Annotated in this window: 11 protein-coding genes; 4 read left to right on the forward strand and 7 right to left on the reverse strand. The window is 50.4% G+C overall.

Annotated elements, in window-relative coordinates:
• Window positions 1-76 precede the first annotated feature (76 nt).
• A complete protein-coding gene (pyk, locus tag C1A11_RS01935) occupies window positions 77-1,822 on the forward strand; it encodes a pyruvate kinase (protein ID WP_102048745.1) in 1,746 nt (581 codons plus the stop codon).
• A 33-nt stretch (window positions 1,823-1,855) separates the two neighbouring features.
• Window positions 1,856-2,323 carry an S-ribosylhomocysteine lyase gene (locus tag C1A11_RS01940; RefSeq protein ID WP_207653944.1) on the forward strand — a complete coding sequence of 156 codons (468 nt, stop codon included), beginning with the start codon at window positions 1,856-1,858 and terminating at the stop codon, window positions 2,321-2,323.
• Between the two features lie 103 nt (window positions 2,324-2,426).
• Here C1A11_RS01940 and C1A11_RS01945 read toward each other — a convergent pair whose 3' ends face one another.
• A complete protein-coding gene (locus tag C1A11_RS01945; protein ID WP_102048747.1) occupies window positions 2,427-3,368 on the reverse strand; it encodes a LysR family transcriptional regulator in 942 nt (313 codons plus the stop codon).
• A gap of 134 nt (window positions 3,369-3,502) precedes the next feature.
• On the opposite strand from C1A11_RS01945, the gene C1A11_RS01950 reads away from it, so the two are divergent.
• Together C1A11_RS01950 and C1A11_RS01955 are read left to right on the forward strand one after the other, a co-directional pair.
• The gene (locus C1A11_RS01950) at window positions 3,503-4,918 is read left to right on the forward strand and encodes a YfcC family protein (RefSeq protein ID WP_242965785.1); all 1,416 of its coding nucleotides are present in this window, start codon (window positions 3,503-3,505) and stop codon (window positions 4,916-4,918) included.
• A 34-nt stretch (window positions 4,919-4,952) separates the two neighbouring features.
• Window positions 4,953-6,119, forward strand: a complete 1,167-nt coding sequence (locus C1A11_RS01955) for a M20 family metallopeptidase (protein WP_102048748.1) — start codon at window positions 4,953-4,955, stop codon at window positions 6,117-6,119.
• 168 nt (window positions 6,120-6,287) lie between these two features.
• On the opposite strand, the gene C1A11_RS01960 is transcribed toward C1A11_RS01955, so the two are convergent.
• The 6 genes from C1A11_RS01960 to C1A11_RS01985 form a co-directional block, all read right to left on the reverse strand.
• Complete coding sequence (locus tag C1A11_RS01960; RefSeq protein ID WP_102048749.1) at window positions 6,288-8,174, reverse strand: ABC-F family ATP-binding cassette domain-containing protein; 1,887 nt, start codon at window positions 8,172-8,174, stop codon at window positions 6,288-6,290.
• Between the two features lie 236 nt (window positions 8,175-8,410).
• Window positions 8,411-9,364, reverse strand: coding sequence for an alpha/beta hydrolase (locus C1A11_RS01965; RefSeq protein WP_102048750.1), 954 nt, complete (start codon window positions 9,362-9,364; stop codon window positions 8,411-8,413).
• Window positions 9,333-10,067: a YjjG family noncanonical pyrimidine nucleotidase gene (locus C1A11_RS01970; protein WP_102048751.1), complete on the reverse strand. Its 735-nt coding sequence runs from the start codon at window positions 10,065-10,067 to the stop codon at window positions 9,333-9,335. Before C1A11_RS01970 ends, C1A11_RS01965 begins: the two co-directional genes overlap by 32 nt.
• Before the next feature lie 33 nt (window positions 10,068-10,100).
• Window positions 10,101-11,063, reverse strand: a complete 963-nt coding sequence (locus tag C1A11_RS01975; protein WP_102048752.1) for an NAD(P)H-dependent glycerol-3-phosphate dehydrogenase — start codon at window positions 11,061-11,063, stop codon at window positions 10,101-10,103.
• 34 nt (window positions 11,064-11,097) lie between these two features.
• Entirely contained in the window at window positions 11,098-12,294 is a 1,197-nt protein-coding gene (locus C1A11_RS01980; protein ID WP_102048753.1) for a GDSL-type esterase/lipase family protein, read from the reverse strand.
• Window positions 12,295-12,318: 24 nt separating this feature from the next.
• Window positions 12,319-12,954, reverse strand: a complete 636-nt coding sequence (locus C1A11_RS01985) for an HAD hydrolase-like protein (protein ID WP_180950212.1) — start codon at window positions 12,952-12,954, stop codon at window positions 12,319-12,321.
• Between the last annotated feature and the right edge of the window lie 54 nt (window positions 12,955-13,008).

Below are 13,008 nucleotides of genomic sequence, written 5' to 3' on the forward strand. Positions count from 1 at the left end.
CCAAAAAGCCTTTTACCCGCGCTTTGCGTGGATGGGCTTACTTTAAAATGGATACCAAAAAGAAAGAGGGATCGCTTTGCGCAAAACAAAAATTATCTGCACGCTCGGACCGGCCACAGACCATGGGGACACCCTGCGCGAAATGGCACTTGCCGGCATGAACGTTGCCCGGTTTAACTTTTCTCATGGCACGCATGAAGATCATGCGCGCCGCCTTGCTGCGCTGCGTACAGTGCGGGACGAGCTGAAGCGGCCCATCGCTGCACTGCTGGACACCAAAGGTCCCGAGATTCGTTTAAAGGATTTTGTCGGCGGTCGCGTATTGCTGCGTGACGGCGAGAACTTTGTACTCACCACCCGCGAGGTGGAGGGCACCGATAAATCTGCCACCATTACCTACACCAACCTTGCAGCAGATGTGCGCGTAGGCACACGCCTGATGCTGGACGACGGCCTGATTGAGATGAAGGTCACTGCCATTAAAGGCACTGATATCGTCTGCCACATTGTGCACGGTGGTTATATCTCCAACCACAAAAGCGTCAACGTGCCCGGGGTGCATTTGTCTATGCCCTACCTCAGCAAACAGGACGAAGAGGACATTGTGTTTGGCATTGAGAACGGATTTGATTTTATCGCTGCTTCTTTTGTGCGCTGTGCCCGCGATATTCTGGATATCCGCGAAGTGCTGGATGCACATAAATGCGACCATATCAAAATCATTGCCAAAATCGAAAATGCCGAGGGTGTTGCAAACATTGAAGAAATTCTCTCGGTTTCGGACGGTATTATGATTGCCCGCGGTGACATGGGCGTCGAAATTGATTTTGCCGAAATTCCCATCATCCAGAAAGACCTCATCTGGCATTGCTTTAATTCCGGCAAGCCGGTCATCACTGCTACCCAGATGCTCGAATCGATGATTGAGCATCCGCGCCCGACCCGTGCTGAAATTACCGACGTTGCCAACGCTATTTATGACGGCACCTCGGTTGTTATGCTCTCCGGCGAAACCGCTGCGGGCAAATTCCCGGTAGAAGCTGTGCGTACCATGGCAACGATTGCCGAGCGCACCGAACGTGACATCAACTATGACAAGCGCCTGCGCGCACGTGGGCTGGAAGGCCACATGGGCGTAGCGGATGCTGTTGCTCATGCTGCCTGCACCACCGCTATGGATGTTCAGGCACAAGCGATTATCACGATGACCCACAGCGGCGAGACTGCTCGGCTGGTGAGTAAATATCGCCCCGGCTCCCCGATTATCGCCTGCGTCATCAGCGAGCAGGTCTATCGTCACCTGTCCCTTTCTTGGGGCATTTCGCCGATTGTCATGCCGCTGGCAGCTACCACTGACGACGCTATCGAAAATGCCTGTGCCCTTGCCAAAGAGAACGGTTATGTGCAGGACGGTGAGCTGGTTGTACTGACCGCCGGTGTTCCCATCGGCCTTTCCGGCACTACAAATATGATTAAAGTTCACCTGATTGGATCTTCGCTGCAAAGCGGTGTTGGCGTTGGCAAACTGGTGGGCATTGGTAAACTGTGCATCTGCAAAAGCGAGGCTGAGGTTGCTTCTAAGTATACGCCGGGCGACGTATTGGTACTGCCCTCCACAAGCAACGCCATCTTAAGCACGATGAAAACCGCAACCGCTATTATCACAGAAGAGCCGGGCCTTAACAGCCATGCTGCTATTGTAGGCTTAACGCTGGAAAAACCGGTCATTGTCGGCGCGGTTGGCGCTACCCATAATTTGACAGATGGGGCCAAGGTAGCGGTGGATGCCGAGCGTGGCATTGTGCGTGCTATCCCCGACTAACCACCAAGAAAGGACCCTTTATAGATTATGGAATTGCAACGTATCGCAAGTTTTTCAGTAGACCATACCAAGCTTGACCGAGGCATGTACACCTCTCGTGTAGATGGAGATGTGGTAACCTATGACATCCGCATGAAGCGCCCCAACGCAGGCAAGTATCTCGAAAATGCTGCTATGCATACTTTCGAACATTTGTTTGCTACCTACGCGCGCAGCTCTGCTCTTTCGGATAAAGTTGTCTACGTCGGCCCAATGGGGTGCCGTACCGGCTTTTACCTGTTGGTGCGCGGCATGAGCGAGCAGGAGGCAATTTTACTGGTACAGCAGAGCATGGCATTCATCGCGGCATACGAGGGAGAAATCCCGGGCGCAACAGAGCCGGAATGCGGCAATTACCGTGAACAGGATTTGCTTGGTGCAAAGCGCGAAGCTGCTGCCATGGTCCAAGTTCTGCAAAACTGGACGGCTGAAAAGCTTGCCTATCCCGCTTATCTTGCCTAACCGTAGCGATAGGCTAAAATTACAACCAATAAAAGCCGGAACCACTCCAAAAGTGATTCCGGCTTTTTGTTGGTAAAACTCAAAGCAATTTTGCCAGGGGCGTTCAACGCGGCCAGAATTTATCCAGCCGTACATCACGCATCTGGTCTTCTAAAAGCTGCAAAAAGTCCTGCATATAGGCAGGCACTACTGCATTTTTACGCCACACGGCATTCCAGCCCGTGCGCAGAGCCGGGTCCCCTATCGCAAAGCATTTGGTAGGCCTTAAGTAATTGAAATACCGGTGGTAGCTTTCCATCGTAAACGCGATGCCGAGTTCCTCCGCCGCCATCTGACAGCCCAGGTCAATATTGGTGATTTGCTGAATGTGGCGGGGCTCCACATTAGAATACCGAAACGCTGCCTCTGCAAGAATGCGGATAGAGCGCGGGCGGGGCAGCAAATAAAACACTTCGTTGGCAACGCTTTTCAAGTCTAAGTAAGGCAGTCCGTCTTTCCACTGCCAGTTATGGTTAAGCTGTGCCGCAGTTGCCGCACCCATAACGGCGAGCAGGCGATCTTGGTAAATCGGTTGCACCGTAAGTGCCGGATTTTCTAACGGCTGGTTGGTCACCAGCAAATCCAGCTCTCCTCCATAAAGCATTTTTTCCAAAATTACAGTCGAGTCTTCATGCAAAATGACCTCTACCCCGGGATGCAAATCTTGAAACTGCCGAATTAAACGGGGCATTAAATAAAGGCTGCGGTGGCGCAGGCTGCCCACGTGCAGTACACCTTTTGTGCCGCGCACATATTCTGCCAGCTCGGTTTCAAAATCGATTTTCAGCAGTTCCATACGCTGCGCACAGGACAAATATGCTCTGCCCGCCGCTGTGGGAACCAATTTTTTACCAGCGCGCACAAAAAGCTGGGTGCCCAGGCGCTCTTCTAGATTATTTAAAAAAACGCTAAGGGTAGGCTGTGTAATGCATAATTGCTGTGCCGCGCCGGTCAAACTTCCGGTACGTCCCAACGCCAACATATATTCCTGCTCCTTCAAATTCATCTGTCATTCCTCAAAATCATAGTTTTTATCAATGATATTTATAAAAATAATTGTTTTGTTTTTTTATTTTTTCTTCATTATAATCGAAGCAATGGGTCTGTGCAAGGCCTAACTATGTGAAGGAGAGAATCATTATGCTGAAAAAAGCGGAGAATGCAAAATCCAAAAAAGCATTCAAAATGCCTCACACCTTTGTCATCCTACTTATCATTATTTTGGTGGCGGTCGCGCTTACCTGGGTAATCCCCAGCGGTGAATATGCCCGTTACGAAAACGCAAGCGGCACAAAGGTAGTGGATGCCAGCCAGTTCACTTATGTGGATGACGTTTCCGTCAGTCTCCCATCGGTACCGTTGATGATTGTCAATGCATTTATCAAAAATGCGGATTTGATTATGCTTGTACTTTTTAGCGGCGGTGCAATTTACATGCTTACCAGTGCAGGTGCCCTGCAGGCGTTGGTCGCCAAGGTGGCGCGGCGGTACAGCCACCGGGTAGAAATTTTCATTCCGATGCTGATGCTTGTTTTCGCCCTGATTTGCACAACCCAGGGTGTTAACACCTTTATCGGCTTTGCGCCTATTATGGTTATGCTATCTCTCAGCCTTGGGCTGGATAGTATCATCGGTGTAGGTATCATCTTGCTGGGCGGCGCAGTGGGCTTTTCCACCGGCACGCTGAATATCAGCACCACCCTGGTGGCACAGAAAATAGCAGAGCTGCCGCCTTACAGCGGTATTGCTTATCGCTGGGTTTGCTTTGCTGTATTTTATGTAATTACCTGCGCATGGCTGGTGCGTTATGCAAAGAAGATTCAGAAAGACCCTACCCTTAGCCCAATGTATGACCTTGACCAGCAGAGCGAGTTCAAAAAAGCTGAGCTGGACGATTTTGGCGAGATGGACACGCGCAAAGTGCTTTCTATCCTTTCGCTTGTCGTTGCGCTGGTTGTTATTGTTTACGGCTGCATCGAGCTTGATTGGGATTTTCCCGAGCAAACGGCGGTGTTCCTGGTACTGGCTGTGGTCATTGGTCTGTTTGCTGGTTTCGACGCAAACAAAATCTGCACCGAGTTCTTGTCAGGCTGCAAAAAAATGCTGGGCGCTGCTTTTATCATCGGTTTTGCCCGCGCCATTGGCAGCGTGCTGAGCGCCGGCGTTATCACCGATACCATCGTTCATGGCCTTTCCACAATGCTCAACGGCCTGCCCGCCGCACTTTTGGGCGTAGGCATGCTGTTTGCAAACACCATTATTAACGTATTCCTTACCAGCGGCAGCGGCCAGGCAGCAGCTGTAATGCCCATTATGGTTCCGCTAGCAGACCTTCTGCATGTCACGCGCCAGACCTGCATCCTGTCTTTCAACTTTGGCGATGGCTTTTGCAACTACGTACTCCCCACTTCCACCGCGTTGATGGGCATTTTAAGCGCAGGCAATGTGCCCTATGACCGCTGGATGAAATTCATGTGGAAATTGTTCCTGGTGTGGTTTGCAGCCGGCAGCATTATGGTAGTAATCGCACAGATTATGCAGTACGGCCCCATGTAACCCGCAAACACTTTTACGAAGGAAAGAGAACAAAATGAAAGAAAATATTTACCATCTGATAGACGAGCAGCGTGATACCTTGCTAGAAATGGCAGACTTCATTCACGATAACCCCGAATATGACGGAGAAGAAGTACAGGCCAGTGCTTTGCTGACCGATTACCTGAAAAAAAACGGTTTCGAAGTGCAGCTTGGGCTGGGCAGTTGGCCCACCGCCTTCCGTGCTGTTTGGCATCATGGGCAAGGTGGTCCTAGCATTGGGTTATTGTGTGAGTATGATGCACTGCCCGGCATGGGGCATGCCTGTGCACATCATTTGCAGGGCCCGTCTATCTGTGGTGCCGCTGTTGCGCTAAAAAATGCAGGCATCGGCGAAAACTTTTCTATTGTAGTCTATGGCACCCCGGCAGAAGAAACCCGCAGCGCAAAAGTCAGCCTGCAAAGCGAAGGGTTCTTTTCCGACATCGATGTGGCACTGATGATGCATGGCGGGCCTGACACCTGCGTAGATATCAAGAGCATGGCTCTGACCAACTACACCGTCGTTTTCAAAGGCATCAGCGCTCATGCAGCCCTTGCTCCTGAAAAAGGCCGCAGTGCATTAGATGCCCTGCTGCTTAGCTTCCAGGGGGTAGAGTTCATGCGTGAGCATGTGCGTGACGACGTGCGGATGCACTATACCGTAAGCCAGCTCCCCGGCCCTGTCAACGTGGTCCCGGACCATGCCGTAGGCAGCTTTAGTCTGCGTAGCTACAGCACCGAGGTTCTGGCAGAGGTATGCAAACGCTTTGAGCAACTGATTCACGGTGCCGCCATGATGGCTGATGTAACCTGCGAAATCACTCAAACCAAAGCTTTAATGGGCAAAATTCCCGCTTTGCGCCTTAACGAGTTGGTGATGGAAAATGCCAAAGCCTGCAATGCTCCGGGCCTTGCCCCTGCGCGTGAAAAAACCGGCAGCACCGATTTTGGCAACATTATGCATCAGTTGCCCGGTTGCTGCATTCGGGTAAAGTTCGTCCCCGCTGGGACCAGCAGCCACTCGCAAGCCTTCGTAGAGTGCGGCAAAAACGAAGACGCACATCTGGCGATTCTCGCCGGTGCAAAAACACTCGCTGGCACTGCAATGGATATTATTACTGTCCCTGACCTGTTGCAGGAAATTCGAGCAGATTTCAAAGCAGGTCGCGCCCGCGTCTAGTTTTATTTCTAAACCCTCCCGACCATTTCGGTCAAACAAAAACAGCAAAAAAGGAAACGGCCCTGTGTGGGTTGTTTCCTTTTTTGCTGTTCTGTTTTTATTAAGACTTTTGTTTACGGTAACGTAGATACAGTCAGCCTTTGGGATTTTAAGCCTTATTTTAAAGAGCTAGCCCAGCCAATCGCCGTGTTCTTCCAGCAGTTTTTCCCATTCATCATATCGTTCTTGCTGCGCAAAACGTGCATCTTCCAGTGCGTCACAAAGTTCGCCCAGTTTTACATGGTCGGTTGTGTACTCGGGCAGTGAAAGATTGTTTTCCATCTCAGTGATGTCTGCCGCCAGCTTTTCGATTTCGGTTTCCAGTGTTTTTGCACGGGCACGCACCTCTGCTTTGAGGCGGCGCTCTTCTTTTGCGTTGACAGAAGGCTTATCCTGCGATTTTTCGTTTTCTGCCTTTTTTGTTGGCATTGCACTGGCGCTATGCGCAGCCAGCGCAGCAAAATTCTCGTAAAAATCTGCTTTGCCGTCTTCTAAATATAAAATAGGACAGCCGAGGCTTTTCATCAGGTAACGGTCGTGCGTAATCATCAGCAAGGTTCCTGTGTAAGCCATAAGGGCCTTGCCTAAACTCTCGCGGGTGTAAATGTCCAGATGGTTGGTCGGCTCGTCGAGAAGCAGCATATTGGGGCGCTCCAGCAACAGCTCTGCAAAACGCAGGCGCGAAAGCTCTCCGCCGGAAAGGCTAGATACTTCCTTAAAAACCTCTTCGCCTTTAAAGTTAAACCGTGCCAGTAGGCTGCGAATCTCCAGCTCGCTCATTTTGGGCCATTTATCCCAAATGGCATCCATCACCCTGCCGCCGCGGCGGCGCTGCTGCTGTTCAAAATAACCCATCTGCACACCGCTGCCCAGTTTGATACTACCGCTTTTCGCGCGCAGCTGCCCAGACAGCACCTTCAACAGCGTGGATTTGCCCGTGCCGTTAGGTCCTGCGATAATCAGCTTATCGCCACGCAGCACAGCAAGGTCTAGACTGTTGACGAGCGGCTTTGTGCCTGCAACCACTTCCAGTTTTTTTGTGGTAAGCACGTCCTCATAGGGCTCTAAGTCATACTCAAACTGAAACTTCAGCTCGTACCCCTGCTGATGCGGACGATCGGTAATCTCTAATTTTTCAAGCTGTTTTCTGCGGCTCTGCGCCATTTTTGTTGTAGACGCACGCACCAGATTACGGGCAACGTAGTCCTCTAACTTTTTCGCTTTAGCTACGTCTGCATCGTGCTGTTTTTGTTGCAACGCACGCTCCGCCTCTTTTTGGGGCAGATAGGCAGAATAATTGCCTTTATAAATATGAAGTTCGTTTTCTTCCATTTCCCAAATGCGATTGGTGACTGCATCCAGAAAATAACGGTCATGCGAAACCGTAAGAATTGCACCTGCATAGGTGTTCAGATAAGCCTCGAGCCACTCCAGAGTGGCAAAGTCCAAATGGTTGGTCGGCTCATCCAAAATCAGCACATCGGGGTTTTGCAGCAAAAGCTTGGCCAACTGCAACCGCGTGCACTCGCCGCCAGACAGTACCGGTATCGGCTTGTCATAGGTTTCTGGGCCAAATTCAAGTCCCGAAAGCACCTTTTTAATCTGCACATCCATATTGTAGGCGTCCTGCGCATCAATGACGGCCGTTGCTTCGGCATGAGCATTTAAAAGTGATTCATCGTGCGGGGACTGTTCGAGTGCAGCCTCCAGCTCGCGTAGCTTTGCCATGGCAGCAAGTGCAGGTGCATAGGCGGTGCGCATTTCTTCATAAATACAAAGTTCTGTGTCCAGGGCTGCATTCTGCGCAAGGTAGCCAACTGTTACGCCTCGCCCCAGCGTTACCTCGCCAGAATCCACATAAAGCTCACCCAGAATTACCCGAATCAGCGTTGTTTTGCCTGCACCGTTTTCGCCAATGATGCCAATGCGGTCCTGTCGGTCAAGCGTTGCATTGACATCGCACAGCACAGGCTCTGCGCCAAAGCTTTTATTCACTTTTTGTAGTGTAATATACATACTGAAAACCATTCCTTATTCTTCGCGGCCATCCGTAGCGGCCCTAAAAGCTTAAATTAAATTATATTATCGCCGATAAAAGCCTGTTTAAAATTTCTATTGCTTGACCCTCATGTGGTATTGCAACAACAGACCATCGGTTCTACCCTGATTTGCAGCAAAAAAAGATACCGCTGCAATGCACAACGGTATCAGTATATCATAATTTAGATGTTTTTTGAATAGGCAAGGGGCAATCAAACCTTGCTGCACCAGTGTTTTTCCAACCACGCCAGCACATCGGCATAAACTTCTGCGCGGTTGGTTTCATTCAAAACTTCGTGGCGTGCACCGGGGTAAAGGTGCAGCGTCAAATCCTGAATACCAGCCTGCTGCAGCCAGCCATGTACTTTTTTGACACCGTCGCCATAGTCGCCCACAGGGTCCATATCGCCCGAAATCATTAATACGGGTGTCTTTTTATCGAGCTTTTCTGCCCATTGCGGACTGCTGACTTTCTTAAGAATCGTCATCAGCTCGTGGAAGCCACCTACCGTAAAGACAAAGGTGCATTTGGGGTCTGCCGCATAAGCGGACACAATGTCTTTGTCACGGGTAATCCAGTCATAACCGGTAGCTGGGACTTCGATTTTTTTGAGATAAGTGCCAAAAGCCATTTTGTTTACAAAGGCAGAGCGATATTGCTTACCTTTAATGGCGCCAATGATATTGGTGAGCAGCAAGCCTACACCGCCAAGAGGATTAGGACCGCCAGTACCACTGATAATCAGACCGTCAATGGTGCCCGGCCAGCGTGCCGCATAAGCGCGAGCGTAAAAGCTGCCCATGCTATGCCCCAGCAAAATAACCGGCAGATGCGGGAAGCGTTTGTGTGCCTTTTCATTCATGGTGCGCAGGTCACGCAAAATATGCTCATGCCCATCTTTTTCACCAAAGTAACCATCTACCCCGGACGAGCCATCGCTGGTTGCACCGTGGCCAAGGTGGTCATTGCCGCACACGGCGTAGCCATTGTGACAAAGGTATTCTGCAAAGTCATCGTAACGGCCAATATACTCGCACATGCCATGTGAAAGCTGGATAACAGCTTTCGGTTCTACCGTGGTGTCTTCGTAAAAATACCCAATTACAGTATCTTTACCATTCGCTGATGCGAAATCACACTGCTGCTTCGTGATCTTTTCCGGCATTCTCAATCTCCTCCTCAGTTAGGATGATACGCTTGAGTTCTTCAAATCCACGTGCTACATAAGTAGGTTGCAAACCGGTGTTGTTTTCCCGGTCATTAAAATTGCACCAGCAGGTATCAAGACCCGCATCAATGCCACATTTAATGTCGGCCGAAAGGCTATCGCCGATGACAAGCACCTTTTTGCGGTTAGAAACACCGAGCCGCTCCAGTGCAATGTTAACAAAACGTTTATCGGGCTTGGTAATGCCCATTTTTTCCGAGATGAAAATCCCGTCTGCATAGTCCATAACATGAGAATTGACGAGCCGGCTTTTCTGCGCTTTTTCCACGCCGTTCGTAATAATGGCAATGGTCGCAAAGTCTTCGACATCTGCCAAAAACTCAAGTGCGCCCGGCAGTGGAAAAGCCCCCTGCCCCAGCATGTTCAAATAAAAATCGCTGATTTTATTTGCATTGCCAAGGCGCCCAAGATGGGCGAGGAATTTCTTCCATCGTCCCACGAGCACGGCATCTTTTTTCAGTTTACCCTGCTCCATCGCCATCCAAAGCTCATTGTTAATTTCTTTATATGCTGCGAGATTTTCTTCCGTATAAGGAAATTCAAATTCTGCAAATGTTTTTTCCAGCGCCTGTGCCTCTGTTGCCCCAAAATCCAGCAATGTGTCGTCGAGGTCAATCATCAAGCAATTATAATTTGCCATAAAACCCTTCTTCCTTTTCCGGTAAATTGATGTTTACAGATAAAATTCTTCTTTGGTACTGCGCGAAAATAATTTGCCGAAAGCTTCGTCAGCCGAAGCATTTTCGTAAAGAATGCTGTTAACAGTTTCGCAGATTGGCAGCTCTACCCCATGCTCGTGGCCAAGCCGCAACAGTGCTTTTACCGTCGGGGCACCTTCTGCGAGCTTGGTATACGGCTCACCTTTTACCACTGCTTCGCCGAATTTACGGTTGTGGCTGTGGGGAGAAAACAAGGTTGCCTCATAGTCACCCAAGTGGCAAAGCCCATAAGCAGAAAGCTCGTTGCCGCCCATTGCTGCAATCAGCCGCGCAATCTCGCGTGCCCCACGCGCCATCAGCGCGCCTTTCATGCTCGAAAGCCCTTTGCCATCCAGCATGCCAGCGGCAATTCCCATTACGTTTTTTGCGGCAGCTCCAATCTCGGTACCAATCAGGTCAGTACCAATATAAAGACGCAGCAGCTCGTTTTGGAAACCGCTTACAATCTCTTCTGTCAGCCCGCGCTCCTCAGAGTCCACTACCATGCAGTTCGGAATACCGGCAAGAAAATCCTGCACGTGGCCCGGGCCAACCCAAACTGCAACTTTAATAGCCTGTGTAATGCTTTCTTTCATCACACAGGAAAGGCGTTGGCCGGTTGCTTCTTCAAGGCCTTTCATGCAAAGAATAAAGGTCTTGCCCGCAACCGGGTAGCCATTGATTCGCTCAGCAAATTCCCGCAGGTGCTGTGCAGAGATAGAAATAATAATCGTATCGCTTGCAGCGAGTGCCTTGCCCAAATCGTCACACAGGGTCACGGTGTCGGGCAGAGTCAAATAGTCGTTTTTGCGGGTGTTGCGCAAAGTTTCAAAACTTTCTGAGCCTTTGCGGCCCCAAAGCGTAACATGATTTTTGCGGCTGTGAAAGCTTGCCAGAAACGAGCCCCAGCGGCCGCAGCCAAGTACGGTACAATTCATCGGGTCTACTCCTTCAATTCATCAGTGCAAACACTCAACCGGCCGGCTGTGTTACAGGGCCATCAACCGGGGCCGTGGGTGGTGGAGTTGTAGGCTCTACCGGGGGGACCGGGGTTGGGACAACGGTTGGGTGTGGCGTAGGCACCGGGGTAGGTGCTACTGTGGGCACCGGGGTAGGGCTGGGGGTCGGCGAAACGGTCGGTGTCGCCGTGGGCACAGGAGGCGCCGTGGGCACAGGGGTTGCAACCGTTTCAGAATCCGATGAGGACTCCGGCGTGCTCGAGACCACTTCAGAACCGGGCTCTACAAGGTCCGCCACTTCCGATTCACTCGGCATATAGGGCGCCTTCATGCGGGTGGGAACATTCTTCACTGCCGGGCGATCGTCTTTGGTATCCCAGCTGTGCGTTCTAAAATAATAGATAAATGCCGAGGCACCCCGTGCAGAGAGATGAATTCCATCACTCTCGGCGTACTCGGATTTCAAGAACCCATCTGAACCAGCCAAAATTTCAGCCGTATTCAAAAATGCTGTTCCCTTTTTACGCGCCAACTCTACAAGGCCTTTGTTAAAGCTGTCTATTTTTTTCTGTACTGCTGCGGCATTGCTTTTGTTCTTGCTCACCGGGGGCATTGCCGCAATGATGATATCCGTATACGGATAAGCACTTTGCACCGCAGTATAAGCCGCGTCATACTCTTCGAGGAATGCTTTGGTATCCATAGAAGTATTGTTAGTACCAAGCATCATCACAACGCGGCGAGGCTGCATCAGAGAAACTGCTTTTACCATTGTTACAGGGTCTTTAAATTCTTCAAACCAGATACATTCGGTATCAGTCACACCCTGAATGCCAAGGCCCACATAGCCTAGCATCTGGTCCAGCGTAATTTCGCCGAAATTAGCCAGACGAACCGTATTGGAATCTCCTAAAAACACGGTTTCTTCCAAATAGTTTTCGCCTGCATCCTCTGTTTTTGGCAGCACAACATCGTTATATCCCTCAATGGGCTTTTCAGTGTAAGACTCACTTTCGGGAGTTTTTGGCTGCTGCTTTTGTACGGCACAGCTAACCAGCACCGCAACCAGTGCAATCACAACTGCAGCCGGTGCAACAATGCCAAAAATCAGCTTTCGCCGCTGACGCGAGCTCAGTCTGTCATAATTTTTCACCCTGACGACAAGGCTTTGCCACCAGCGGGAAATCGGATTTTGCTTTTTTTGTTTCAATCAAAACACCTTATATCTCTTAAATTACCGCAAAAAAGATAGCAACTCACCGGCATCTTTTGCAAGAAGCACAGGCGAAAACGCTTCCAATTCGCCCGGCTTTGCATACCCGTAAGCCACACCAATGGCATCAATACCGCAGTTTGCTGCACCGCGCATATCGTCTTGCCGGTCACCGACCAAAACCACTTGTTCCGGCGCCGCGCCGGTGCAGTGCAAAAGGTCTCGCAGCACATCTGTTTTGTTAAAGATGCCCCGTTCTTCCTGTGCACCGCCCATCACATCAAAATAGCGTGCAATGTTAAAGTGGCCCAGCACCAGCACCGCCGCCTCTTTCGGCTTTGCAGTGGCAAGGCAAATGGTAGCCCCTGCTTCTTTCAAGCCTTTCAGCAGCTCCGGAATACCCGGGTACAGCGCAGCATTAAAGATGCCATCTTCATGATAAAACTTCCGGTACAGTGCGACGGCTTCCTCCACTTGCTCTGCCGGCAGATAATCGCCGAACATCTCTCGCAGCGGAGGTCCAAGGTAACGACGAAGCGCCGTTTGATTTTCTTCAATGCCAAACTGACGCAGCGTCTTCTGCATCGTCCCGGTAATGCCGGGCGCGGAATCTGCGAGGGTCCCATCTAAATCAAACAGCACGGTATCGTATCGCATAGTACACCTTCCAAAACGCATTTCGGTTTAGTATACCACTTTATCGCTCATTCG

The sequence above is a fragment of the Pygmaiobacter massiliensis genome (genome assembly GCF_900199435.1).
In the GTDB taxonomy this organism is placed as follows: Bacteria; Bacillota; Clostridia; order Oscillospirales; family Ruminococcaceae; genus Pygmaiobacter; species Pygmaiobacter massiliensis.

Coding starts and splice junctions, on each gene's coding strand:
- C1A11_RS01945 (WP_102048747.1), bottom strand. CDS start 3,368: ATGAATTTGAAGGAGCAGGAATATATGTTGGCGTTGGGACGTACCGGA.
- C1A11_RS01950 (WP_242965785.1), top strand. CDS start 3,503: ATGCTGAAAAAAGCGGAGAATGCAAAATCCAAAAAAGCATTCAAAATG.
- C1A11_RS01955 (WP_102048748.1), top strand. CDS start 4,953: ATGAAAGAAAATATTTACCATCTGATAGACGAGCAGCGTGATACCTTG.
- C1A11_RS01960 (WP_102048749.1), bottom strand. CDS start 8,174: ATGTATATTACACTACAAAAAGTGAATAAAAGCTTTGGCGCAGAGCCT.
- C1A11_RS01965 (WP_102048750.1), bottom strand. CDS start 9,364: ATGCCGGAAAAGATCACGAAGCAGCAGTGTGATTTCGCATCAGCGAAT.
- C1A11_RS01970 (WP_102048751.1), bottom strand. CDS start 10,067: ATGGCAAATTATAATTGCTTGATGATTGACCTCGACGACACATTGCTG.
- C1A11_RS01975 (WP_102048752.1), bottom strand. CDS start 11,063: ATGAATTGTACCGTACTTGGCTGCGGCCGCTGGGGCTCGTTTCTGGCA.
- C1A11_RS01985 (WP_180950212.1), bottom strand. CDS start 12,954: ATGCGATACGATACCGTGCTGTTTGATTTAGATGGGACCCTCGCAGAT.